The organism is Pseudonocardia sp. (assembly GCF_025965585.1).
GTDB lineage: Bacteria > Actinomycetota > Actinomycetes > Mycobacteriales > Pseudonocardiaceae > Pseudonocardia.
Window position 1 is genome coordinate 1 of the sequence record NZ_JAOPWR010000209.1, and the last position, 22,803, is coordinate 22,803.

23 protein-coding genes are annotated in these 22,803 nt (G+C 72.0%); 8 read left to right on the plus strand and 15 right to left on the minus strand.

Annotation, left to right across the window (positions count from 1 at the left end; genetic code table 11):
- Positions 1–1,200: DNA repair protein RadA (gene radA / locus JWR81_RS13750; protein ID WP_297651299.1), on the plus strand; the 1,200-nt coding region annotated here is incomplete at its 5' end.
- Between the two features lie 108 nt (positions 1,201–1,308).
- Here radA and JWR81_RS13755 read toward each other — a convergent pair.
- Positions 1,309–2,208: a hypothetical protein gene (locus JWR81_RS13755; RefSeq protein WP_297651301.1), complete on the minus strand. Its 900-nt coding sequence runs from the start codon at positions 2,206–2,208 to the stop codon at positions 1,309–1,311.
- Positions 2,209–2,498: 290 nt separating this feature from the next.
- Between JWR81_RS13755 and JWR81_RS13760 the strand changes: the two genes are divergently transcribed.
- From JWR81_RS13760 to JWR81_RS13770, 3 genes are all read left to right on the plus strand, one after another.
- A complete protein-coding gene (locus JWR81_RS13760; RefSeq protein ID WP_297651303.1) occupies positions 2,499–2,987 on the plus strand; it encodes a carbonic anhydrase in 489 nt (162 codons plus the stop codon).
- Between the two features lie 40 nt (positions 2,988–3,027).
- Positions 3,028–3,888: an A/G-specific adenine glycosylase gene (locus JWR81_RS13765; RefSeq protein WP_297651359.1), complete on the plus strand. Its 861-nt coding sequence runs from the start codon at positions 3,028–3,030 to the stop codon at positions 3,886–3,888.
- Between the two features lie 91 nt (positions 3,889–3,979).
- Positions 3,980–4,432 (plus strand): 2'-5' RNA ligase family protein, encoded by a 453-nt coding sequence (locus JWR81_RS13770; RefSeq protein WP_297651305.1) that lies wholly within the window; start codon positions 3,980–3,982, stop codon positions 4,430–4,432.
- 77 nt (positions 4,433–4,509) lie between these two features.
- On the opposite strand, the gene JWR81_RS13775 is transcribed toward JWR81_RS13770, so the two are convergent.
- Positions 4,510–5,292 carry an alpha/beta hydrolase gene (locus tag JWR81_RS13775; RefSeq protein ID WP_297651307.1) on the minus strand — a complete coding sequence of 261 codons (783 nt, stop codon included), beginning with the start codon at positions 5,290–5,292 and terminating at the stop codon, positions 4,510–4,512.
- Positions 5,293–5,311: 19 nt separating this feature from the next.
- Here JWR81_RS13775 and JWR81_RS13780 point away from each other — a divergent pair, with 19 nt between their 5' ends.
- Together JWR81_RS13780 and JWR81_RS13785 are read left to right on the plus strand one after the other, a co-directional pair.
- Positions 5,312–5,617, plus strand: coding sequence for an antibiotic biosynthesis monooxygenase (locus JWR81_RS13780; protein ID WP_297651309.1), 306 nt, complete (start codon positions 5,312–5,314; stop codon positions 5,615–5,617).
- 71 nt (positions 5,618–5,688) lie between these two features.
- Positions 5,689–6,468 carry a Sir2 family NAD-dependent protein deacetylase gene (locus tag JWR81_RS13785; protein ID WP_297651311.1) on the plus strand — a complete coding sequence of 260 codons (780 nt, stop codon included), beginning with the start codon at positions 5,689–5,691 and terminating at the stop codon, positions 6,466–6,468.
- 80 nt (positions 6,469–6,548) lie between these two features.
- Here the strand turns inward: JWR81_RS13785 and JWR81_RS13790 are convergent, their stop codons facing one another.
- The 3 genes from JWR81_RS13790 to adh all read right to left on the minus strand — a co-directional run bounded on the left by JWR81_RS13790 (position 6,549) and on the right by adh (position 9,177).
- Positions 6,549–7,136 carry a cysteine hydrolase family protein gene (locus JWR81_RS13790; RefSeq protein WP_297651314.1) on the minus strand — a complete coding sequence of 196 codons (588 nt, stop codon included), beginning with the start codon at positions 7,134–7,136 and terminating at the stop codon, positions 6,549–6,551.
- Between the two features lie 86 nt (positions 7,137–7,222).
- A complete protein-coding gene (locus tag JWR81_RS13795) occupies positions 7,223–7,654 on the minus strand; it encodes a DUF779 domain-containing protein (RefSeq protein ID WP_297651316.1) in 432 nt (143 codons plus the stop codon).
- The gene (gene adh, locus JWR81_RS13800; protein ID WP_297651318.1) at positions 7,654–9,177 is read right to left on the minus strand and encodes an aldehyde dehydrogenase; all 1,524 of its coding nucleotides are present in this window, start codon (positions 9,175–9,177) and stop codon (positions 7,654–7,656) included. The genes JWR81_RS13795 and adh overlap by 1 nt, the downstream gene beginning before the upstream one ends.
- A gap of 164 nt (positions 9,178–9,341) precedes the next feature.
- Here adh and JWR81_RS13805 point away from each other — a divergent pair, with 164 nt between their 5' ends.
- Positions 9,342–10,775 carry a GAF domain-containing protein gene (locus JWR81_RS13805; RefSeq protein ID WP_297651320.1) on the plus strand — a complete coding sequence of 478 codons (1,434 nt, stop codon included), beginning with the start codon at positions 9,342–9,344 and terminating at the stop codon, positions 10,773–10,775.
- Here the strand turns inward: JWR81_RS13805 and JWR81_RS13810 are convergent.
- Positions 10,747–11,466 carry an alpha/beta hydrolase gene (locus JWR81_RS13810; protein WP_297651322.1) on the minus strand — a complete coding sequence of 240 codons (720 nt, stop codon included), beginning with the start codon at positions 11,464–11,466 and terminating at the stop codon, positions 10,747–10,749. The genes JWR81_RS13805 and JWR81_RS13810 overlap by 29 nt on opposite strands.
- A 105-nt stretch (positions 11,467–11,571) precedes the next feature.
- Between JWR81_RS13810 and JWR81_RS13815 the strand changes: the two genes are divergently transcribed.
- Positions 11,572–12,258, plus strand: a complete 687-nt coding sequence (locus JWR81_RS13815; RefSeq protein WP_297651324.1) for a helix-turn-helix domain-containing protein — start codon at positions 11,572–11,574, stop codon at positions 12,256–12,258.
- Between the two features lie 103 nt (positions 12,259–12,361).
- On the opposite strand, the gene JWR81_RS13820 is transcribed toward JWR81_RS13815, so the two are convergent.
- The 9 genes from JWR81_RS13820 to JWR81_RS13860 form a co-directional block, all read right to left on the minus strand.
- Entirely contained in the window at positions 12,362–14,905 is a 2,544-nt protein-coding gene (locus tag JWR81_RS13820; protein ID WP_297651326.1) for an ATP-dependent Clp protease ATP-binding subunit, read from the minus strand.
- A gap of 201 nt (positions 14,906–15,106) precedes the next feature.
- Positions 15,107–15,964 (minus strand): siderophore-interacting protein, encoded by an 858-nt coding sequence (locus JWR81_RS13825; protein ID WP_297651328.1) that lies wholly within the window; start codon positions 15,962–15,964, stop codon positions 15,107–15,109.
- 103 nt (positions 15,965–16,067) lie between these two features.
- Positions 16,068–16,412 (minus strand): Lsr2 family protein, encoded by a 345-nt coding sequence (locus JWR81_RS13830; protein ID WP_297651330.1) that lies wholly within the window; start codon positions 16,410–16,412, stop codon positions 16,068–16,070.
- A 113-nt stretch (positions 16,413–16,525) separates the two neighbouring features.
- Positions 16,526–17,980, minus strand: coding sequence for a lysine--tRNA ligase (gene lysS, locus JWR81_RS13835; RefSeq protein ID WP_297651361.1), 1,455 nt, complete (start codon positions 17,978–17,980; stop codon positions 16,526–16,528).
- 293 nt (positions 17,981–18,273) lie between these two features.
- On the minus strand, positions 18,274–19,122 hold the full coding sequence (locus JWR81_RS13840; RefSeq protein WP_297651332.1) for a type III pantothenate kinase: 849 nt from the start codon (positions 19,120–19,122) through the stop codon (positions 18,274–18,276).
- A gap of 2 nt (positions 19,123–19,124) precedes the next feature.
- Positions 19,125–19,535, minus strand: coding sequence for an aspartate 1-decarboxylase (gene panD / locus JWR81_RS13845; RefSeq protein ID WP_297651334.1), 411 nt, complete (start codon positions 19,533–19,535; stop codon positions 19,125–19,127).
- A 10-nt stretch (positions 19,536–19,545) separates the two neighbouring features.
- Positions 19,546–20,424 (minus strand): pantoate--beta-alanine ligase, encoded by an 879-nt coding sequence (gene panC / locus JWR81_RS13850; protein ID WP_297651336.1) that lies wholly within the window; start codon positions 20,422–20,424, stop codon positions 19,546–19,548.
- Positions 20,421–21,314, minus strand: coding sequence for a DUF2520 domain-containing protein (locus JWR81_RS13855; protein ID WP_297651338.1), 894 nt, complete (start codon positions 21,312–21,314; stop codon positions 20,421–20,423). The genes panC and JWR81_RS13855 overlap by 4 nt, the downstream gene beginning before the upstream one ends.
- Before the next feature lie 142 nt (positions 21,315–21,456).
- The gene (locus tag JWR81_RS13860) at positions 21,457–22,764 is read right to left on the minus strand and encodes a PrsW family intramembrane metalloprotease (RefSeq protein WP_297651340.1); all 1,308 of its coding nucleotides are present in this window, start codon (positions 22,762–22,764) and stop codon (positions 21,457–21,459) included.
- Positions 22,765–22,803: the final 39 nt, after the last annotated feature.

Consider the following 22,803-nt stretch of genomic DNA (forward strand, 5'->3'; position numbering starts at 1 on the left):
GGCGCCCCCGCCACGCCCGCCCGGCGCATCGCCGACGTCGAGCTGGACTCCGCTCGTGCCAAGCCCACCGGGGTGTCCGAGCTGGACCGCGTCCTCGGCGGCGGCCTCGTCCCCGGCTCGGTGGTGCTGCTCGCCGGTGAGCCGGGCGTCGGGAAGTCGACGCTGTTGCTCGAGGTGGCGGCGAGGTCCACCGGGCGCGTGCTCTACGTCACCGGCGAGGAGTCGGCCGGACAGGTGCGGCTGCGCGCCGAGCGCACCGGCGCCGTGAACGACGAGCTGTACCTCGCCGCGGAGTCCGACCTCGGGTCGATCCTCGGCCACATCGACGAGCTGCGCCCCGACCTGCTGGTCGTCGACTCCATCCAGACGATGTCCACGACCGAGGCCGACGGCACCCCGGGCGGGGTCACGCAGACCCGCGCCGTGACGGTGGCGCTCACCGGGCTGGCCAAGGAACGCGGGCTGCCGGTGGTGCTGGTCGGGCACGTCACGAAGGACGGCAACATCGCCGGCCCGCGCGTGCTCGAGCACCTCGTCGACGTCGTGCTGTCGTTCGAGGGGGACAAGCACTCGACGCTGCGCATGGTCCGTGGCGTGAAGAACCGCTTCGGCCCCGCCGACGAGGTGGGCTGCTTCGAGCTGCGCGACTCCGGCATCGTCGGCATGCCCGACCCGTCGGGGCTGTTCCTGGAGCGCTTCGGGGGCCCCCCGGTGCCCGGCACCGCCGTCACCGTCGTCATGGACGGCAGACGCCCGCTGCCCGCCGAGCTGCAGGCCCTGGTGACGGGCAAGGACATCCCGAGCCCGCGGCGCGCCGTGAGCGGGCTGGACAACGCTCGCGTGGCGATGCTGCTGGCCGTGCTGGAGAAGCGCGGCGGCGTGAAGCTGCACGACGCGGAGGTCTACGCGGCCACCGTCGGCGGCATGCGCGTGGTGGAGCCGGCCGCCGACCTCGCGCTGCTGCTGGCCATCGCCTCGGCGAAGCGCGACGTCGCGCTGCCTGCGGACGTCGTCGTGCTGGGCGAGATCGGGCTCGCGGGGGAGGTTCGCCGGGTCACCGGCCTGGAGCGCAGGCTCACCGAGGCCGCCCGGCTGGGATTCACCCACGCGCTGGTGCCCCCGGACAGCGGGCGAGCACCGGCGGGGATGAAGCTCATCGAGGTGCGCGACGTCGGGTCGGTGCTGACGCAGTTCCGCTGACTCCCGCCACCTGATCCGGGCCACCGGCACGGGCCAGTCGAAGGTGAGCGAGCCACCCGGCGGCAGGGCGTGCCAACGGGCCGATACCTCGTGGAGCCTGCAGCCGTCTCACGGGGTGAGCACGAACAGCGTGGGCGGACTGATGATGTCGTCGAGCCGCGTCAGCACGCGATAGTTGCCCGCCGGTACGACCGTGCGGGGCTGGGCGCAGCCGGGCGTCGACGTCCGGCCCGCCCACGTCACCGCGAACGCCACGGGCTGGCCCGGCACGAGCGTGCGCAGGTCGGTGCTGTGGACGTTGGAGCAGTCGTTGCTCGACCACAGCTTGACCGACTGGTTGCTGTTCCAGACGACGATCTCCTGCCGCGCGGAGTCGAGGTCGCGCACGCACGGCTCGCCGCTGGTGTTGGTCACCACGAGCCGCAGCACCGGCTTGTCGCCGACCTTGTGCTGGGCGCGGTCGATCTCGGACCCCACCGTCAGCATCGCGTTCGTGCACGGCACGGGCCCGCTCGCGGGCACCGGCACGGGGGTGGCCGCGGCCACGGACGCGCGCGGGGTCTCGTCGGGCCGCAGCTCCTCCGAGGTCGTGGCAGGCGCGCCCGGCGTGGTGGGACCCGGCGTCGTGGTTCCCGGGCCGGCGCTCGCGGGGGAGGCGGCCCCCACCGTCCCCGGCTGCGACGGTGCGGAAGCCGGGTCCGACGACGGTGGCGCGGCGGCCGCCGCCGGGGCGGTCGGGGTCGACGGATCGGCCGACACCGGAGCCGGGGACGGGGAGGCCTGCTGGGGAGCGGCCTGTTGGAGAGCGGTCTGGTCGGGGGCGGTCTGCTCGGGAGCCGAGAGGGCGGCGCGGCTGGCGCGGATGGTGGTGGTGTCCTCACCGCCGGTGCCGAACAGTGCCGTGACCGACCAGATCACGAGCAGCACCACCACGATCGTCGACGCGACCGCCACCCAGCGCCGTCTCCAGTAGACGGACGCGGGTAGCGGCCCCACCGGCTCCCACATGTGACCGAGAGTATCTGAATGACTACGGCACGTTGCGGATCTGCGCGTTGCGGCGCGTCGCGACACCGGTCTTGCCCCGACCGGCCCAACGAGCCACACTCACTCCGTGATGCGCATGCTGCTCGAGGCCTTCTGGCCCAGCCGTCGCATCACTCAGTTCGACGAGTTCTGTCGCCCGGCCGCGTAGCGCGACCCCACCCCTCCTGGTCGCCGCGCGGCCGTTCGCTGTGCCCACCCGTTCTTCCGTCGTGGGCTCCGCAGCCCGCGACACCCCTCACCAGGAGAGAGCCATGTCCGTCACGGACGACCTGCTCGCCAACAACGCCAAGTACGCCGAGTCCTTCCGAGGCCCACTGCCCCTGCCCCCGGCCAAGCACATCGCCGTCCTCGCCTGCATGGACGCGCGCCTCAACGTCTACGCGATCCTCGGGCTCAATGAGGGCGAGTCCCACGTCATCCGCAACGCCGGCGGCGTGGTCACCGACGACGAGATCCGCTCGCTGGCCATCAGCCAGCGGCTGCTCGGCACGAAGGAGATCGTCCTCATCCACCACACGGACTGCGGGATGCTGACCTTCACCGACGACGCGTTCAAGAAGTCGATCCAGGACGAGACGGGCATCAAGCCCGAGTGGGCCGCCGAGTCGTTCCCCGACCTCGACGAGGATGTCCGCCAGTCGGTCAACCGGATCAAGGCCAGCCCCTTCATCCCGCACACCGACCAGGTGCGCGGCTTCGTGTTCGACGTGACCACCGGCAAGCTGAACGAGGTCGTCTGAGGTAGCGGGACCGGGCAGTGGCACGATCGCACGCGTGCCGCTGCCCGACCTCGTGCTCGACTGGTACATCCACAACAAGCGCGACCTGCCCTGGCGCCGGCCCGGCACCACGCCGTGGGGCGTGCTGGTCAGCGAGTTCATGCTCCAGCAGACGCCCGTGGCGCGCGTCGAGCCCGTCTGGCTCGCGTGGATGGCCGCGTGGCCCACGCCCTCGGCGCTCGCCGCGGCATCGCGGGCCGACGTGCTGCGCGCGTGGGGCAAGCTGGGCTACCCGCGGCGGGCCCTTCGGCTGCACGCGGCCGCGGCGGCCATCGCGGAGCAGCACGGGGACGTCGTCCCGTCGGACGTGGACGCCCTCGAGGCGCTGCCCGGCGTCGGCTCGTACACCGCGCGGGCCGTCGCCGCGTTCGGGTACGGGCTGCGCTGCCCCGTGGTGGACACCAACGTGCGGCGCGTGGTGGCGAGGGCGGTGCACGGCGCCGGTGACGCCGGCGCGGCGCGCGTGAAGGCCGACCTCGTCGACGTCGACGCCCTGCTCCCCGCCGACGACGCCACCGCGGCCACGATCTCGATCGGGCTCATGGAGCTCGGCGCACTCGTCTGCACGGCCCGCGCGCCCCGCTGCGAGGCCTGCCCCGCCCGCGAGGTCTGCGCGTGGGAGGCGAACGGCCGGCCCGACTACGCCGGCCCCCGCAAGCCGGTGCAGGGCTTCGCCGGTACCGACCGCCAGGTTCGCGGGCGGCTGCTCGACGTCCTGCGCGCGGCCCCGGACCCGGTCGATCGCGCGGCGCTGGACGCGGTGTGGTCGGACGCGGGCCAGCGCGACAGGTGCCTCCACTCGCTGCTGGTGGACGGCCTGGCCGAGCAGCGGGACGACGGCCGCTTCGCCCTCCCCGCCTGATGCGCACCTGGTCCACGCGCGCGTCGCCTCCCGGCGCGCGCATGGTGCCGTGTGCGGAACTCGCGCGCCGGCCGGTGGGGAGGACCGTCTGATGGCGCAGACCGTCCGGTTCCTGCTCGACCCCGACGCCTGCGCCTCGCTCGCCGCCCTGCGGGCGGCCTCGGGGGTCGCAGCTCCTCCCGGCGTCCCGTCCGTCACGGTCGCCGCTGCCTCCGCGATCCCGGACGCCGCCCGTGCCGCACTGGCGGCCGAGCTGCGCGTGCTCGCGCTGCCGTCGATCTGGCTCGCCACCCTGGGCACCGTCGCCGGGCGGCCCGACGAGCTGGTGCTCGCCGCCGTGGTCGACGCCGAGCTGCTGGCCGTGCACGCCGCCGTCCACGACGCGCTGGCCGGGCGCGTCAAGGGGCCGGTGGCCGCCTACCTGCCGGGCACCTGGCTGCCGCACTGCGTGCTGGCCACCGAGCGCCCGGCGGAGGTGTTCGCCGCGCTGCACCCGGTCGTGCCGGTCCGCGCGCGCGTCGTCGGCGTGGACGTCGACGGCTGAGATGCGGAACGCCGGCTCCCGACGATCAAGGCGTGGATGTCGCTCCGGACGGTCCAGGAACGACATCCGTGCCGTGATCAGCGATTCGGGACCGCCGCGACCAGGGCCTCGACCGCCGATCGGTAGACCTCGGGGGCGGCCGCGTGCAACAGGTGGCCCGTGCCGGGCACCCGGATGTGCCGCGCGTCGGCCAGGCGCTGCGCCATCGCCGCGATCTGGCCGGCCGGGGCGACGCTCTCCTCGGCCTCGAGCAGCAGCACCGGGCAGCGGACGGCGTCGAGAGTGGCCCAGTGGTCCACCCGCGCCCACTCCGCGGCGATCTCCACGACGTCGTCGACGCGGGAGAGCAGGTGCCAGCCGTCGGCGCGTTCCTCCACGCACATGGCCATGTAGTCGCCGAACTCGGCCCGCGGGTGTCCGAACGCCCGCCGCACCGCGTCGAGCGACGGGAAGGACTGCGGCAGCGCCCCGAACCACGCGCGGGCGTCGTCGGCGCTGCGGCCACGGAAGTCCACCGCCATGTCCTCGACGACGAGCGCGCGCACCAGCTCGGGATGCCGGGCAGCGAGCACCAGCCCGTGCAGCCCGCCCATCGAGTGCCCCACGACGACCGCGGGCCCGATCTCGCCGAGCAGCTCCGCGGCGTCGGCCGCCATCCGCTCGGTGGTCCACGGCCCGCGCGCCTGCGAACGGCCGTGGCCGCGGGCGTCGAGAGCGAGGACTCGGCCGTGCGCGGTGAGCCACCGGGCCACCGACGTCCACGTGGCGGCACACCCCATCAGGCCGTGCAGCAGCAGGATCGGCGGGCCCTCACCGCAGAACCCGGTGACGGCCAGCTCGACGCCGTCGGTGGTCCGCACGGCGGTTAGCCTAGGGGTCATGGCCGTTGTGAAGATCAATGCGATCGAGGTTCCCGAGGGCGCCGGACCCGAGCTGGAGAAGCGGTTCGCCAACCGTCTCCACGCCGTGGACGGCGAGCCCGGCTTCATCTCCTTCGAGATGCTCCGCCCGGTCTCGGGCGAGACCCGCTACTTCATCGTCACGCACTGGGAGACCGACGAGGACTTCCAGAACTGGATGAAGGGCTCGATGAAGCAGGCCCACTCCGGCGAGCGCGCCCGGCCGGTGGGCACCGGTTCGTCGGTGCTGGAGTTCGAGGTGGTCGACCTGGCGGGGATGTCCTGACCGCAGACCTCGACCGGGCTTCCGAGCTCCTCGCCGGCGCCGACGCGTTGCTCGTCTGCGCCGGCGCCGGCATGGGCGTCGACTCCGGGCTGCCCGACTTCCGCGGCCCCGAGGGCTTCTGGCGCGCCTACCCGCCGTACCGAGCGCCGGGCCTGCGGTTCGAGGAGATCGCGGACCCGGTGCACTTCGCCGCCGATCCCGAGCTGGCCTGGGGCTTCTACGGCCACCGGCTCGGGCTCTACCGGGCGACGGTGCCGCACGCCGGCTTTCAGGCTCTGCACACCTGGGCGCAGCACCGGCCCACACGCGTGTTCACCTCGAACGTCGACGGGCAGTTCCAGCTGGCCGGGTTCGCCGAGGAGCAGGTGGCCGAGTGCCACGGCTCCATCCACCAGCTGCAGTGCACCGTCGACTGCGGTCGGCCGGTGTGGCCCGCCGACGGCGTGACCGTCGAGGTGGACGAGGCGACGATGCGGGCCACCTCGCCGCTCCCGTCGTGCCCGGACTGCGGCGCGCTCGCGCGTCCCAACATCCTCATGTTCGGCGACACGGAGTGGGTCGCCGACCGCACCGCCGACCAGATGCGCGCCCACACCACGTGGCTGCGCGAGCTGCGGGAGTCGGGCGCCAGGCTGGCCGTGGTCGAGATCGGGGCGGGCACCGCGATCCCCACCGTGCGCCGCGAGGCCGAGCGGGCCAGTGCCGCGTCCGGTGCGCTGGTGCGCATCAACGTGCGCGAACCCGAGGTGCGGCACGGCCGCGGGGTCGGGATCGCCGCCCCCGCGGCTGCCACGCTCCTCGCCCTGGACGAGCGGCTCACCTTCCGCGAGCCGCCCGCCCTCCGACACTGATCAAGGCCCCCGACGTCGCAAGTTGATCTCCAGGAGCGACGTCAGCGCCTTGGTCACCGCGTTCGGGCGGCAGGGGTCGCTCAGGCCGGGATGTCCTTCGCGGCGGGGACCACCACGCCGAACATGTCCTGGATCGCGGCGAGGCTGGCGACCTGCAGCGCCGCCGCCGACACCGTGGTGCCGTCGACGCCGGGCAGCGACCGGGTGGCCGTGGTACCCGCCACCACCGACGGGCTGTGCCCCAGGCTGAACGCGCCACGGGCCGTCGAGTTCACGCACATGTGCGTCATGAACCCGGCCAGGATCAGGTTCGACCCCGGGGCCAGCCGGTCGTCGAGATCCGTCTGCGTGAACGAGTTCGGGAAGTTCTTGACGATCACCGGCTCGCCGTCGCGCGGCGCCACGCGGTCGACGATCTGGCCGATCTCGCCCTTCACGTCATACGGGGAGCCCTCACCGGCGTCGTGCATGATGTGGAAGATCGGGATCCCCGCGGAGCGGGCCCGGTCCAGCAGCTCGGCGGCCTGGTCGATGGCCGGCTGCACGTTCTCCAGCTCCATCACGCCGCGCGTGTAGGTGTTCTGCAGGTCGATCATGATCAGCGAGGACTCGGCGAGGCTCGCCGGCTCCTTGGGCAGGCCGACCAGGTTGCGCAGGGTCTCGGACATCGGTGCCTTCCTCTCGAGATTCGAACGGGGCCTCTCGTCATGCGGACGGGCCCGGCCGCAGCGGAGTGACCGGGCCCGCACGGTACTCACACGCCGTTGAGCGCCGCGGACTCCTCGTCGGAGAACAGCCGGGAACGGATCATGAACCGGACGCCCTCCGGCGCCTCGACCGAGAACCCGCTGCCGCGGCCCTTCACCACGTCGACGGTGAGATGGGTGTGCTTCCAGTACTGGAACTGCGACTCCGACATGTAGAACCCGATCGGTGCCGCCACGCCCTCGACCACGAGGTCACCCAGGTGGACGTCCGAGCCGCCGATCTTGAAGTCCCCGTCCGGATAGCACATGGGCGAGCTGCCGTCGCAGCACCCGCCGGACTGGTGGAACATCAGGGGGCCGTGGAACTCCGCCAGCCTGACCAGGAGCTCCGCGGCGGCCGGGCTCAGCGCCACCCGGGCGGTGGCGCCGGAGCCAGGCACCTCCGGCACCACTGCGCCGGCCTCCGCGGGCGTGCTCATCAGAAGAAGCCCTGGGCGTTCTGCGAGTAGCTGACCAGCAGGTTCTTGGTGTTCTGGTAGTGGTCCAGCATCATCTTGTGGTTCTCGCGACCCACACCGGACTGCTTGTAGCCGCCGAACGCCGCGTGCGCGGGGTAGGCGTGGTAGTTGTTCACCCACACCCGGCCGGCCTGGATGTCGCGGCCCGCGCGGTAGGCGGTGTTGCCGTCGCGCGACCACACCGCGGCACCGAGGCCGTACAGCGTGTCGTTGGCGATCTTCAGTGCGTCGTCGTAGTCGTCGAAGCGCGTGACCGAGACGACCGGCCCGAAGATCTCCTCCTGGAAGATGCGCATCGAGTTGTTGCCCTCGAAGATCGTCGGCTGCACGTAGTAGCCGCCCGACAGCTCGCCACCGAGGTCGGCGCGCTCGCCACCGGTGAGCACCTTCGCGCCCTCCTGACGGCCGATGTCGATGTAGGAGAGGATCTTCTCGAGCTGGTCGTTCGACGCCTGCGCACCCATCATGGTATCGGTGTCGAGCGGGTGGCCCGTCTTGATCTGCTCGGTGCGCTTGACGCACTGCTCCAGGAAGTCGTTGTAGATGCTGCCCTGGATGAGCGCACGCGACGGGCAGGTGCAGACCTCGCCCTGGTTGAGGGCGAACATCGCGAAGCCCTCGAGCGCCTTGTCGTAGAAGGCGTCCTGCTTGCTCGAGACGTCCTCGAAGAAGATGTTGGGGCTCTTGCCACCGAGCTCGAGCGTGACCGGGATCAGGTTCTCGGACGCGTACTGCATGATCAGCCGGCCGGTGGTGGTCTCACCGGTGAAGGCGATCTTGCGAATGCGCTTGTTCGACGCCAGCGGCTTGCCGGCCTCGACGCCGAAGCCGTTGACGATGTTGAGCACACCGGCGGGCAGCAGGTCGCCGATGAGCTCGATGAGCACGAGGATCGACGCCGGCGTCTGCTCGGCGGGCTTGAGCACGACGCAGTTGCCTGCGGCGAGGGCCGGGGCCAGCTTCCAGATCGCCATCAGGATCGGGAAGTTCCAGGGGATGATCTGGCCGACAACGCCGAGGGGCTCGTGGAAGTGGTAGGCGACCGTGTCGTCGTCGATCTGCGACAGGCTGCCCTCCTGCCCGCGGATCGCACCGGCGAAGTAGCGCAGGTGGTCGATCGCGAGCGGGATGTCGGCGGCGAGGGTCTCGCGGCAGGCCTTGCCGTTGTCCCACGCCTCGGCGATGGCGATCATCTCGAGGTTGGCCTCGATGCGGTCGGCCATCTTGTTGAGGATGATCGAGCGCTCGGTGACCGAGGTCCTGCCCCAGGCGGGGGCGGCCGCCCAGGCGGCGTCGAGTGCGAGCTCGATGTCCTCGGACGTGCCTCGGGCCACCTCGGTGAACGTCTGGCCCGTGATCGGCGTCGGGTTCTCGAAGTACTGGCCCTTCACCGGTGCGACGAACTCGCCGCCGATGTAGTTCTCGTAGCGGGACTTGAAGGCAACAACGCTGCCGGTCTCGCCGGGAGCCGCGTACTTGGCCATCTGTGGTTCCTTCCACATCGTCGGAGACAGGTGACCTGGGACACTACGAAGTGAGGGGTTGCAGCGAGGTTGCACGCAAATGCGGATCATGTGACCTGACCGTTCCGCCAGTACGGTCACGGGTGAGGGTTGCCTCATACCGCGCGCGCGCGGATGCTGGGCTGGTGACCGCTCGTGACCTGGCTCGCACGCGTGACGCCGTGCTGGCCGGGGACGTGCCCGCGGCGCTCCCGAGGGAGGTCGTCTCGGACTCCTGGCGCCGCTCGCTGGCCGCCCGGGTCGACCCCGAGCACGGTGGTCCGCCCCTGATCTACGAGCACCGCGAAGTCACCCGTGTGCGTGACGGGCACCCGCTCGCGGGCGTGCTGCCGCTGTTGCGCGACACGCTCGTCTCCATCGCCGACGAGGCGATGCACATGATGATCGTGACCGACGCCCAGGGCCACATCCTCTGGCGTGAGGGCCAGCGCGACGTGCTGCGCACCGCCGAGCACGTCGGGCTCGTCGAGGGCACCCGCTGGACCGAGGACAGCATCGGCACCAACGCGATGGGCACCGCGCTCGCCGCCGACCGGGCGGTGCAGATCCACTCAGCGGAGCACCTCGTCCGCACCTATCACCAGTGGACGTGCGCGGCGTGCCCGGTCCACGACCCGGACACCGGCGCGGTGATCGGCGCCGTGGACGTCACCGGGCCGGCGCGCACGTTCCACCCCACCACGCTCGCGCTCGTCGTCGCCGCGGCCCGGCTGGCCGAGGGGCACCTCGCCGCCCAGGTCGCGATGCGCGACGAGCGCCTGCTCAGCCGCAACCTGCCGCACCTCATCGGCCTCCGCGACGAGCCCGGCGCACTCCTCGCTCCCGGCGGGCGCGTGCTCGCAGCCCAGCCGCAGGGCTGGCTGCCGTCGCGGGTCGAGCTGCCCGCCGCAGGCGACCGCGTCGCGCTCGGTGAGAACGGCGAGGGCCTGCTCGAACCGCTCGCCGAGGGCTGGCTGCTGCGGCTGCACCGGCGTGCCGCGCGTCCGCGGCCGGTGCTGGCGCTGCCGTTCCTGGGGGTCGAGCGTCCCGTCGCCTGCCTCAACGGACGTCCGGTCCGCCTGTCGCTGCGCCACGCCGAGCTGCTGACGCTGCTCGCCCTGCACCCGGAGGGCTTCACCGCCGACGGCCTCGCCACCGCCCTGCACGGTGACGCGGGCAAGTCCGTCACCGTGCGCGCGGAGGTGCACCGGCTGCGGTCGGTGCTGGACGCCGGGGCGGTGCGGACCCAGCCCTACCGGCTGCAGTGCCGCGTGGACGCCGACTTCCTGCAGGTCCGCGAGGCACTCGCCGACGGCCGGGTCCTCGACGCCGCCCGCGCCCACCGTGGCCCGCTGCTGCCCCGGTCCGAGGCGCCCGCGGTCCGGGAGGAACGGGAACTGCTCGCTGCCGCCCTGCGCCGGGCGGTGCTGGGCGGCGGCGACGTCGACGCGATGTGGGCCCTGGCCGAGACCCCCGACGGGGCCGACGACATGGAGCTCGTCGAGCGCCTGCTGCACGCCCTGCCCGAGCGCGACCCGCGCCACGCCGTGCTCAGCGCGCGACTCCAGGCCGCGCGGTAGCAGCCTCCTCCGCGTAGGCCACCAGCCGGTCGGCGAGCTCCGCGGGCCGGCTCAGCGCGTTCAGATGGCCGCCGGGCATCTCGTCGACCGGGACGTCGAGCCGCTCGGGCACCACGCGGCGCTGGAACTCGATCGGGAAGAACCGGTCCTCCCGGGCCGCCAGGAAGCGCGTGGGCACGTCCGGCCAGGCCGGCAACGGCCACGGCGTCGCGAACGGGGTGCCCGGCTGCGGGGGATCGCCCCGCTCCATCGCCTCGGCACGGACGTCGTCGGGGACGTCGTGGAAGAACGCGTCCAGCATGTCGGGGTCGGCGGCGAGATCGCGCCCGTCGCGGGCCGCCTGGGCCTCGCGCGCCCGGCCGAAGCCGGTGTTCTCCCACCACTCGCCCCCGGACTCGCCCGGCCGCGGTGTCATCGCGTTGACCAGCACGATCATCCGGACCGGCAGCCGGTCGCACACCAGCGGCGCGGTGAAGCCGCCCATGGACTGCCCGACCACCACGAGGTCGTCGCCGAGCCCGGCGGCCGCCGCCACCACGGCGTCGGCGTACTCGGCGAAGCCCGCCGCGTCGTCGCCCGCGGGCAGGTCGACCGCCACCGCCTCGTGCCCCCGGGCCCGCAGCTCCGGGACGACGCGGTGCCAGTACCAGGCCTGGCCGCCCGCACCGGGGATCAGGACGAACGTGGTCATCGCCCGCACTCCTCGAACTTCCGGCCGCTCGACGTGGGTGCTGTCATGCTCCTAAGTTAGGAGTAACAGGTTCGAGATCACAAGTACTCCACCTATCCTGGAACCGTGCGCTCCTACGACGACCCGTGCGGCATCGCCCGCGCCCTCGACGCGGTCGGTGAGCGCTGGGCCCTGCTGGTGGTGCGCGAGCTGCTGCTGGGGCCCAAGCGCTTCACCGACCTGACGGCCGGGCTGACCGGCGTCAGCCAGAACGTGCTGTCGCAGCGGCTGCGGGAGCTCGAAGGGGCCGGGATCGTCCGGCGGCGCCGGTTGGGGCCTCCGTCGGGGGCGCGCGGGTACGAGCTCACCGAGCGGGGCGCCGAGCTCGAACCGGTGGTCATGGCGCTGGCGCGGTGGGGTAGCCGGGAGCCGCTGACGTCCGGCGCCGAGCTCGGCACCGACGCGTTCGTGCTCGCCCTGCGCACGGCGTTCGACCCCGGTCCCGCCGCAGACCTGCGGGCCACGTACCAGCTCGACCTCGGCGATGACCGGTTCCACGCCGAGATCGCCGACGGCCGGTTCCACATCGCCCGGGGCGACGCCGACCGGCCCGACGCCACCCTGGCCTCCGACGGGGGTGCGCTGCGGGGCGTGGTCTTCGGCGGGCGCCCACTCGACGAGGTCCGGGTGCAGGGCGATCGCCGGGCCGCCGAGCGCTTCGTCCGCTCGTTCCCGCGACCCACCGGGCCCCCGCGATCACCAGCGGGGCGGCCGCCGGCGCCGGCTGCAGGGCGAACGCCCGCGCGTGGCTGAAGCCGTCGCCGTAGCGGAAGCGCCCCACAACGACGAACGGCCCGCACGGACTGTCGTCCGTGCGGGCCGTTCGCTGTCCTGCGCCGAGGCGCGGGGCTGGGTCTTACTCCTCGCCCGACTTCGCCATGTCGACGGGCGGGGAGTCGGGGACGAGGCTCGGCTTCGGCTCACCGCGGAAGGTGAACACGGCCTTGTCGTCCGCCACGCGCGACTCGTCGGCGTCGGGGTCGAGGCCCTCGACGTCCACGATCACGATCTGGCCGGGCTCGATCTCCCCGAACAGGATCTTCTCGGAGAGCTGGTCCTCGATCTCGCGCTGGATGGTGCGGCGCAGCGGCCGCGCTCCCAGCACCGGGTCGAAGCCGCGGCGGGCCAGCAGGCCCTTGGCGGCCGGCGTGAGCTCAATGGCCATGTCCTTGTTGGCCAGCGCGCCCTCGACCCGGTTGATCATGAGGTCGACCATCGTGATGATCTGCGGCTCGGTGAGCTGGTGGAACACCACGATGTCGTCGATGCGGTTGAGGAACTCCGGGCGGAAGTGCTTCTTCAGCTCGTCGTTGACCTTCGACTTCATCCGCTCGTAGTTGGACTGCTCGTCGTTGTTCTGGGCGAAGCCCAGGCCGACGGCCTTGGAGATGTCCTGCGTGCCGAGGTTCGACGTGAAGATGATGACGGTGTTCTTGAAGTCCACCGTGCGGCCCTGGCCGTCGGTCAGACGACCGTCCTCGAGGACCTGCAGGAGGGTGTTGTAGACCTCCTGGTGGGCCTTCTCGATCTCGTCGAACAGCACCACGGAGAACGGCTTGCGGCGCACCTTCTCGGTGAGCTGGCCGCCCTCCTCGTAGCCCACGTACCCGGGAGGGGCACCGAAGAGCCGCGAGGCCGTGTAGCGGTCGTGGAACTCGCCCATGTCGATCTGGATGAGCGCGTCGTCGTCGCCGAACAGGAAGCTCGCCAGCGCCTTGGACAGCTCGGTCTTACCGACACCGGACGGGCCGGCGAAGATGAACGAGCCCGAGGGGCGCTTCGGGTCCTTGAGACCGGCCCGCGTGCGGCGGATTGCCTTGGAGACCGACTTGACGGCCTCCTCCTGCCCGATGATCCGCTTGTGGAGCTCGTCCTCCATGCGGAGCAGACGCGTGGTCTCCTCCTCGGTGAGCTTGAAGACCGGGATACCTGTCCAGTTGGCCAGGACCTCGGCGATCTGCTCGTCGTCGACCTCGGCGACGACGTCCAGGTCACCGGATTTCCACTGCTTCTCGCGCTCGCCCTTCTGGCCGAGCAGGGTCTTCTCGGAGTCGCGCAGGTGCGCGGCCCGCTCGAAGTCCTGCGCGTCGATCGCCGACTCCTTGTCCCGACGGACGCCGGCGATCTTCTCGTCGAACTCGCGGAGGTCCGGCGGAGCCGTCATCCGGCGGATGCGCATGCGCGCGCCCGCCTCGTCGATCAGGTCGATCGCCTTGTCGGGCAGGAAGCGGTCGCTGATGTAGCGGTCGGCCAGGGTGGCCGCCGCGACCAGCGCGTTGTCGGTGATCGTGACGCGGTGGTGGGCCTCGTACCGGTCCCGCAGACCCTTGAGGATCTCGATGGTGTGCGCCACGCTCGGCTCGCCCACCTGGATCGGCTGGAAGCGGCGCTCGAGAGCGGCGTCCTTCTCGACGTACTTGCGGTACTCGTCGAGCGTGGTGGCACCGATCGTCTGCAGCTCGCCGCGGGCCAGCATCGGCTTGAGGATGCTGGCGGCGTCGATCGCGCCCTCGGCGGCACCCGCACCCACGAGGGTGTGGAGCTCGTCGATGAACAGGATGATGTCGCCGCGCGTGCGGATCTCCTTGAGCACCTTCTTGAGGCGCTCCTCGAAGTCACCGCGGTAGCGGGAACCGGCCACCAGCGAGCCCAGGTCGAGCGTGTAGAGCTGCTTGTCCTTGATCGTCTCGGGAACCTCGCCCTTGACGATGGCCTGCGCCAGTCCCTCGACGACGGCCGTCTTGCCGACGCCGGGCTCGCCGATGAGGACCGGGTTGTTCTTGGTCCTCCGGGAGAGGACCTGCATGACCCGCTCGATCTCCTTCTCCCGGCCGATGACCGGGTCCAGCTTGCCCTCACGGGCCGACTGGGTGAGGTTGCGACCGAACTGGTCGAGAACGAGCGAGGAGGACGGGGTGCCCTCACCGCGGCCACCGGAGGCGCCCTCGGCGGGCTCCTTGCCCTGGTAGCCGGACAGCAGCTGCAGGACCTGCTGGCGGACGCGGTTCAGATCCGCCCCCAGCTTGACCAGCACCTGCGCCGCGACGCCCTCGCCCTCGCGGATGAGACCGAGCAGGATGTGCTCGGTACCGATGTAGTTGTGGCCGAGTTGGAGCGCCTCGCGCAGCGAGAGCTCCAGGACCTTCTTGGCCCGCGGCGTGAACGGGATGTGCCCGCTCGGCGCCTGCTGGCCCTGACCGATGATCTCCTCGACCTGCTGACGGACGCCCTCCAGGGCGATCCCGAGGGACTCCAGGGCCTTCGCGGCCACTCCCTCGCCCTCGTGGATGAGGCCGAGGAGGATGTGCTCGGTGCCGATGTAGTTGTGGTTGAGCATCCTGGCCTCTTCTTGGGCCAAGACGACAACACGCCTTGCTCGGTCGGTGAACCTCTCGAACATCTGTACTCCTCGCCTACTGCGCTGTACTGCGCCGCACTGGGTCGTCCGCGACTGGTGGTGCCATCCGTACAGGGCCAATCCATACAGGCGGCGCGCGCTGCGCCGCGTACGCCCGTTACCACTGTATCGGCTCCGGGGGCCCTACCGCCCCTGGTGCGGACTCTGACAGGGCACAACGCGTCACAGGTTGTACGGATTCCCCTACGTCCCGGTCACCTTCGCGGCGGCGAAGCGCACGGAACGGACCGCGCCGGACACCGCGCCGGCGCCCTCTCCGTCGGCGCGCTCGGCCGCCTTGTCGGCTCGCCAGCCGTCCTCGTCGCGGCCGCGGCGCCAGTACCCGGAGACCGACAGCGCCTCGCGGGGGACACCCCGCTCGTCGACGAGGTGCCTGCGGACGTCGCGGACCTGGCCCGCCTCGCCGTGCACGAAGGCCTGCAGCCGGCCCTGCGGGAACTCCAGCGCGCGGACGGCGTCGACGAGCCGGGTGGGAGCGGCGGGATCACGGTGCAGCCAGGTGACGTCGACGTCGCCGGCCAGCACCTGGTGCTCGGCGGCGTCGCCGACCTCCACCACGGCCAGCACCGGGACGCCGGCGGGCACGCGTTCGCAGGCCGCGCCGATGGCGGGCAGCGCGCTCTCGTCGCCGACCAGGAGGTGCACCTGCGCGCCGGGATCCGGGGCGTACGCGCCGCCGGGACCCACCAGGCGCAGCACGTCACCCGGACGGGCGGACGCGGCCCATGGCCCTGCGAGCCCCTCATCACCGTGGTGGACGAAGTCGATGGTCAGCTCGCCCGCGGTGTGGTCGAGGCCCCGGACCGTGTAGGTGCGGGTCACGGGCCACTGCTCGCGGGGGAGCTCCGCCCGGATCGCCTCCAGGTCGAACGGCTCCCGGTAGCGGACACCGGGCCGCGGGAACTGGAGCTTCACGTAGCGGTCGGTGTAGGGGGTGTCCGGGAACGCGGCGACGTCGTCGCCGCCGAACACGACCCTGATCATGTGGGGGGTCAGCCGCTCGGTGCGGCGGACCTCCAGGGTGGTCGTCCTGCGGGCCACGAGACCTCCTCCGGTCCAGATGGTCGAGATGAGGCCACCCTTACCACGAACTCGGGGCCGACACACGGTGCCGGCCCCGCATTCGTCGGGAACTCCCAGGGAATCAGTTCTCCTGGTGGTACGCCTCCAGCACCTCGGCCGGAATGCGGCCGCGGTCGGATACCTTCATGCCCCGCTTGCGCGCCCAGTCCCTGATGGCCTGGTTCTGCTCACGATCGACCGACGGGCGCCGCGCCGGAGCCGCGACGGCACCGGAGGAACGACGCGCACGGCCACCGGCACGACGGGCCGAGCCGACGAACTCGGCGAGCACATCGCGCAGTTTGCCCGCATTATCTTTGGACAGGTCGATCTCGTAGTTCTTGCCGTCAATTCCGAACTCGACGGTCTCGTCGGCCTCTTCACCGTCGAGGTCGTCTACCAGTCGGATCTCCCGGATCTGCGCCACCGCCGCAGCCCTCCATACTTCTTCTCGCAGTCGTGCTGCGGCGTCGCCGCATCGACAACCAAGGTATATCTTTTACAGTGGCACTGTCGAGTCCACCGTCGGTGGCGAGGTGACTACTCGGATCGCACCAGCGGGTAGAGAATGGTTTCGCGGATTCCGAGACCGGTCAGCGTCATCAGCAACCGGTCCACACCCATTCCCATCCCGCCCGTGGGCGGCATTCCGTACTCCATGGCGCGGAGGAAGTCCTCGTCGATCTGCATGGCCTCGGGGTCGCCCGCGGCGGCCAGCAGCGACTGCGCGGTGAGACGTTCCCGCTGCTCAACGGGGTCGACGAGCTCGGAGTAGGCCGTGGCGAGCTCCGTGCCGAACACGATGAGGTCCCAGGCCTCGGCGAGCCGCGGCTCGTCGCGGTGCTGACGCGTGAGCGGCCGGACCTCGACGGGGTAGTCGCGCACGAACGTGGGTTCGATCAGTGTGTGCTCGACGAGCTTCTCGAAGAGTTCGAGCACGATCTCACCACTCGTCAGTGAATCCTTCAGCTCGACCCCGTGACCATCTGCAATCTTCCGGAGATCCTCGACCGACGTGTCGAGTGTCACTTCCTGGCCGACCGCTTGCGAGACGGCACCATGGAGCGTGACCGAACGCCACTCGCCGCCCAGATCGTGTTCCGTTCCGTCGGCGTGACGCACCACCGTGGAACCGAACACCGCCCGCGCGCTCGCCTGCACCATCTCGCGCGTCAGCTCGGCGAGGTCGTCATAGGTCGCGTAGGCCTGATAGGCCTCCAGCATCGCGAACTCCGGCGAGTGCGTGGAGTCGATCCCCTCGTTGCGGAAGTTGCGATTGATCTCGAAGACGCGCTCGACACCGCCGACCACCGTGCGCTTGAGGAACAGTTCCGGCGCGATCCGCAGGTACAGATCCGTGTCGAGCGCGTTCGCGTGCGTGACGAACGGGCGGGCGGTGGCGCCACCGTGCTGCAGCTGCAGCATCGGGGTCTCCACCTCCACGAACGACCGCTCGTGCAGCACGGAGCGCAGGGTGCGCATCACCTGCGCCCGGCGCTGCACCATCTCGCGGGCCTGCGGGCGCACGATGAGGTCCACGTAGCGCTGACGGACGCGCGTCTCCTCCGACAGCTCCGTGTGCGTGTTGGGCAGCGGGCGCACCGACTTGGACGCCATCTCCCACGCGTCGGCCATCACCGACAGCTCGCCGCGCCGGGAGGTGATCACCTCGCCGTGCACGAAGACGTGGTCGCCGAGGTCGACCGTGGACTTCCAGCGGGCCAGCTCCTCCTCGCCCACGAGCGCGAGGCTCACCATCGCCTGCAGCTCCGTACCGTCGCCCTCGCGCAGGGTGGCGAAGCAGAGCTTGCCGGTGTTGCGCAGGAAGATGACGCGTCCGGCCACGCCGACCTCGTCGCCGGTGGCGGTGTCGACCGGCAGGTCGGGATGGGCCTCACGGACCTCGCGGAGGCTGTGGGTGCGCGCGACGGACACGGGGTAGGGGTCGCGGCCCCCGGCGAGCATCTCGGCCCGCTTGGCCCGGCGTACCCGCATCTGCTCGGGCAGCTCTGACTCGGGCGCCGAGGGGAGGTCTGTGCTCACCCCGCAAAGGGTAGTAACGCCGTCGCGGCGGTGACCGGGCGGCCGTACGGTCGACGTCATGGCGACGCGGGCGACGTCCTTCGGGGCGGTGGCGGCCGACTACGCGGACCGAGCGCGCGTTCGAGCGCTTCCCCTACCCCGCGCCCACCACCGTGGACGGACTGATCGCCGCCGTCTCCGCGCACTCGTGGGCCCTGGTCATCGACCCGGCCGACCGGGACGCAGCGATGGCGAAGGATCCGCGACTACCTCGCCACGCGCCCCGAGACGTCGTCGGGGACGTTCGAGCTGCCGCTCGTGACCGAGGTGGTCCGCGCGTTGCGCAGGTAGACCAGTCGCAGCCCGAGCAGCGTCAGGTCGGGCACGTACTCGGTGATCGTCTCGGACTCGCCCATCATCAGCGGCGCCAGGCCGCCCGTGCCCAGCACCGTGACGGGGCCGGCCTTCGGCCCGAGCTCGGCGAGGATGCGGCGTACCAGGCCGTCGACCTGGCCCGCGAAGCCGTAGAGCACCCCGGCCTGCAGGCACTCCACGGTGTTCTTGCCGATCACCGACCGCGGCCGGACGAGCTCCACGCTGCGCAGCGCGGCCGCGCGGGTGGCCAGCGCGTCCATCGAGATCTCGATGCCCGGCGCGAGCGCGCCACCGAGGAACTCACCCTTCGCCGAGACGACATCGATGTTGGTGGACGTGCCGAAGTCCACGACGACGCACGCGGTGTCGTACAGCCGGTGCGCGGCCAGTGTGTTGACGACGCGGTCGGCGCCCACCTCGCGGGGGTTGTCGACCAGCAGCGGGACGCCGGTGCGCACCCCCGGCCCGACGACGACGGCAGGGTCGCCGCGGCGGTCGATGAGGATCTTCAGCTCGCGCAGCAGGCTCGGCACGGTGGACAGTGCCGCGACGCCGGTGACCTCGGACGCGTACCGGCCGAGCAGCCCGCCGAACGCCACCTCCAGCTCGTCGGCCGTGATCCGCCGGTCGGTGCGCATCCGCCAGTCCCTGACCAGCGCCGGGTGCGGGTGGTCCGGGTCGGTGTCGGCGTAGAGGCCGAGGGCGATCTGGGTGTTGCCGACGTCGACGCAGAGCAGCACGGCTAGGCCGACGCGCCGGACAGCAGCCCCGAGCCCTCGGGGGCGTGGGCCGGGTCGCTGCCGAGCTCGACGACCCGGTTCCGTCCGTCGACGAACACCACGTGCGGGGCGTACTCGCGGAGCTCGGCCTCGTCGAGCTGGCCGTACGCGATGAGGATGACCAGGTCGCCCGGGTGCACGAGGTGCGCGGCGGCCCCGTTGATGCCGATGACTCCGCTGCCGCGCGCACCGGGGATCACGTAGGTCTCCAGGCGGGCGCCGTTGGTGATGTCGACGATGGCCACCTGCTCGCCCTCGAGCAGGTCGGCGGCGTCCATGAGGTCGCGGTCGACGGTGACCGAGCCGACGTAGTTCAGGTCGGCCTGCGTCACGGTGGCGCGGTGGATCTTGGACGTCATCATGGTGCGGAACACAGGACTCCTCCTACAGCCGGATGGCCACGTTGTCGATGAGGCGGGTGGTGCCCAGACGGGCGGCGACGAGCAGCCGGGCGGGGCCCTGCGCGGGCGCGGGCCCCAGGTCGGGGTCGCGCAGCTCCAGGTACTCGACGTCGATCTCGGGCTCCAGCGCGAGCACGGCCCGCGCCGCGTCGAGCGCCGCCTCCGGGCCGTGGGCCGATACGGACGCGCCCGTGACGAGGGCGCGCTGCAGCGTGGCCGCGCGGGCCCGTTCCGCGGGCGAGAGGTAGACGTTGCGCGACGAGAGCGCCAGCCCGTCGGGCTCGCGGACGGTGGGCACGCCCACCACCCGCACGGGGAAGTCCAGGTCGCGCGCCATCTTCCTGACCAGCACGAGCTGCTGGTAGTCCTTCTCGCCGAAGAACGCGACGTCGGGCGCGACGATGTGGAAGAGCTTGGCCACCACCGTCAGCACGCCGGCGAAGTGCCCGGGGCGGACCGAGCCCTCGAGCTGGTCGGCGATCGGCCCGGGCGTGATCGTGGTGTCGGCGCCCTCGGGGTACATGTCCCCGACGCCCGGGGTGAACACGAGCTCCACTCCCTCGTCGCGGCAGGCCTCGAGATCGGCCTCCAGCGGGCGCGGATAGCGGGCGAGGTCCTCGTTCGGGCCGAACTGCAGCGGGTTCACGAAGATCGACACGGCGACCACTGTGGAGCCCGGGGCCCGGCGGGCGTGCCGGATCAGCTCGCGGTGGCCCTCGTGCAGCGCTCCCATCGTCGGGATCAGCAGTACGCGACGGCCCGCGGCCCGCAGCGCGCGGCTGACGGGGGCGATCGCAGCGGGCGTGGAGTGCACCGTCAGCTGCCCGGTGGCGAAGCCGCCCTGGGTCTTGGCCGTGGTCACGAACCGTCCTCCTCGTCGAGGGTGGCGAGCACGTCCTTGACGGCGTGCTCGGAGAGCAGTCCCGCGGCCGACGCCCGGCGCGCGGTGCGACCGGCGAGCACGCGGTAGGTGGCGGCGAGATCGGGGTCGACGGCCGCCAGCTCGCGCAGGTGGGTGCGGACCGTGCCCACGTCGCCGCGGGCGACGGGGCCGGTGAGCGCGCGGTCGCCGTGGCGCAGCGCATTGTCCAGCGCCGCCGACAGCAGCGGCGCCACGAGCTGCTCGGCCGGGGTGATGCCGGCCTTCTCCAGCGTGTCGATGCAGTCGCGCACGAGCGTGACCAGGTGGTTCGCCCCGTGCGCGAGCGCCGCGTGGTAGAGCGGGCGGACCGACTCGGGGACGCGCACCGGATCGGCTCCCATCTCGACGACGAGCGCCTCACCGACGCTCCAGGCCGCCTCGTCGCCCGGCGCAGCGGTGACCCCGACGCTGGCGCCGGCGAGCCGGGTGACGTCCTCGACGCGGCCGGTGAACGTCATGACCGGGTGCAGGGCCAGCGGGAGCACGCCCTGCTCGGTGGCCGCGGCGAGCACGGCGACGCCGTGGGCGCCGGAGGTGTGCACGACGATCTGGCCGGGCCGGAAGCTCCCGGCGGCGGCGAGACCGCGGACCAGGCCGGGCAGCACGTCGTCGGGGACGGCGAGAAGCGCGAGGTCGGCGCCGGCCACGACCTCGTCGGGCGGCAGCAGCGGGACGTCGGGCAGCAGCGCGGCGGCGCGGCGCACGGACTCGCGCGAAACACCGGACGTGGCGACGACGTGGTGCCCGGCCGCGGCCCAGGAGGCGCCGACGACGGATCCGACCCGGCCGGCGGAGACGATACCGACTGCGAGCCGAGCAGGTCTGTCCATGACTTTCTCCCCCTCGTTCCAGTCCCGCTGTGCGGGTACCGGACGATGACGCCACCCCCGTCGGCGACGCCAGCACAGGTTAGACACCACGCCGGGCCGCAGCGACGACGCGTGACGGGCTTCACCGCCACGGCACCCCCGATCAGCGCGGGGGCGGCCAGCTCTGCGGCGGCAGGCCGGGCGGCGGGGGCTGCGGAGCACGCGGCGGGGGCCCGGGCGGCGGTGGCACCCAGCCACTGGGCTGCGGCCCGTGGTGGCGCATCGCCACCGTGAGCGCCTCCGGATGGCCGACGGCCTTCATCCGCGCGCGGAAGAGCTCGGCGAGCGCCTCCTCGTGCCAGAACATGCCCGTCTCGCCGATGGACCCGCGGGCCATGCGGGACCGCAGGAACGCGAGCTCCGTGACCGCCGCCTGGTAGTCGGTTACGGCCTTCGCCACGGGCTTGCCCGACCGCCGCCCGACCGCCGCCCGCCAGCCGCGACGCCCGGCCAGGCTCGACAGCAGCGTGATCTCGCTGGGCGCGATCCAGCCGGCCTGCGCGAACCCGGGCAGCTGGTCGGCGACGATCCGCTGCTCGCGCTTCCGCTGGAACACCACCACCGCGATCATGCCGACGAACAGCGGGAGCATCACGAAGCCGTACACGCCGAGGAAGACGTTGCCCCCGAACAGCGACGCCGAGGAGTTCCACAGCGCGTGCAGGAACACGGCGAACACGTAGCCGACCAGCACCGACACGATCCGGACCGGCACGCTGCGGCTGTTGGCCGCGATGCCGGCGCCGATGCCCGTCATCGCCGTGAACAGCGGATGGGCGAACGGCGAGAGCAGCCCGCGCAGCACCAGCACGGCGAGCACCCCACCGCTGGCCCCGCCCGTGGAGTCCTCGGTGAAGGCGCGCCCGAAGTAGAGGATGTTCTCGGTGAAAGCGAACCCGGCCGCCACCAGCCCCGCGTAGACGATGCCGTCGATGATGCCGTCGAACTCGCGGCGCCGGAAGATCAGCAGCCCCACGAGGAACGCGCCCTTGAGCGCCTCCTCCACGAGCGGCGCGATCGCGATGGTGCCCAGCGTGTCGCCGCTGCCGCGGCCGAGGAGCTGGTCGACCACCAGCGAGGCGCTCGAGTTGATGAGCAGCGCCGACAGCGCCGCGAAGCACGCGCCCCAGAGGAACGCGAACAGCAGAAGCCGCGGCGGCTCCGGCTCCCACCGGTCGACCCACAGGAACGTGGCCACCACCGGCCCGACGGGCAGCAGCGCGCACAGCGCGCCGACGATCACGCCGCCCGCGCCGATGCTGCTGCCCACGAGCCCGATCACCACGAGGCCGCAGATCCCGAGGAACACGAGCCCGATGACCGGGCCCAGCACGCCCCGGCGCTGCCGTTTCTGGGTGGGCAGCATCACCGTCCGGCCTCCCGGTCCCCACCCGCCCGTCAGCTGCGCCATGGCGTCAGAGCCTAGGCCGTGTCCCGTGGGTCCATGTCA

Excerpts from the sequence above, each read along its gene's own strand:
- JWR81_RS13755 (WP_297651301.1), bottom strand. The coding sequence starts at position 2,208 with ATGTGGGAGCCGGTGGGGCCGCTACCCGCGTCCGTCTACTGGAGACGG.
- JWR81_RS13760 (WP_297651303.1), top strand. The coding sequence starts at position 2,499 with ATGTCCGTCACGGACGACCTGCTCGCCAACAACGCCAAGTACGCCGAG.
- JWR81_RS13770 (WP_297651305.1), top strand. The coding sequence starts at position 3,980 with ATGGCGCAGACCGTCCGGTTCCTGCTCGACCCCGACGCCTGCGCCTCG.
- JWR81_RS13780 (WP_297651309.1), top strand. The coding sequence starts at position 5,312 with ATGGCCGTTGTGAAGATCAATGCGATCGAGGTTCCCGAGGGCGCCGGA.
- JWR81_RS13785 (WP_297651311.1), top strand. The coding sequence starts at position 5,689 with ATGGGCGTCGACTCCGGGCTGCCCGACTTCCGCGGCCCCGAGGGCTTC.
- JWR81_RS13790 (WP_297651314.1), bottom strand. The coding sequence starts at position 7,136 with ATGTCCGAGACCCTGCGCAACCTGGTCGGCCTGCCCAAGGAGCCGGCG.
- JWR81_RS13795 (WP_297651316.1), bottom strand. The coding sequence starts at position 7,654 with ATGAGCACGCCCGCGGAGGCCGGCGCAGTGGTGCCGGAGGTGCCTGGC.
- adh (WP_297651318.1), bottom strand. The coding sequence starts at position 9,177 with ATGGCCAAGTACGCGGCTCCCGGCGAGACCGGCAGCGTTGTTGCCTTC.
- JWR81_RS13810 (WP_297651322.1), bottom strand. The coding sequence starts at position 11,466 with ATGACCACGTTCGTCCTGATCCCCGGTGCGGGCGGCCAGGCCTGGTAC.
- JWR81_RS13820 (WP_297651326.1), bottom strand. The coding sequence starts at position 14,905 with ATGTTCGAGAGGTTCACCGACCGAGCAAGGCGTGTTGTCGTCTTGGCC.
- lysS (WP_297651361.1), bottom strand. The coding sequence starts at position 17,980 with ATGCGGGTACGCCGGGCCAAGCGGGCCGAGATGCTCGCCGGGGGCCGC.
- JWR81_RS13855 (WP_297651338.1), bottom strand. The coding sequence starts at position 21,314 with ATGGACAGACCTGCTCGGCTCGCAGTCGGTATCGTCTCCGCCGGCCGG.
- JWR81_RS13860 (WP_297651340.1), bottom strand. The coding sequence starts at position 22,764 with ATGGCGCAGCTGACGGGCGGGTGGGGACCGGGAGGCCGGACGGTGATG.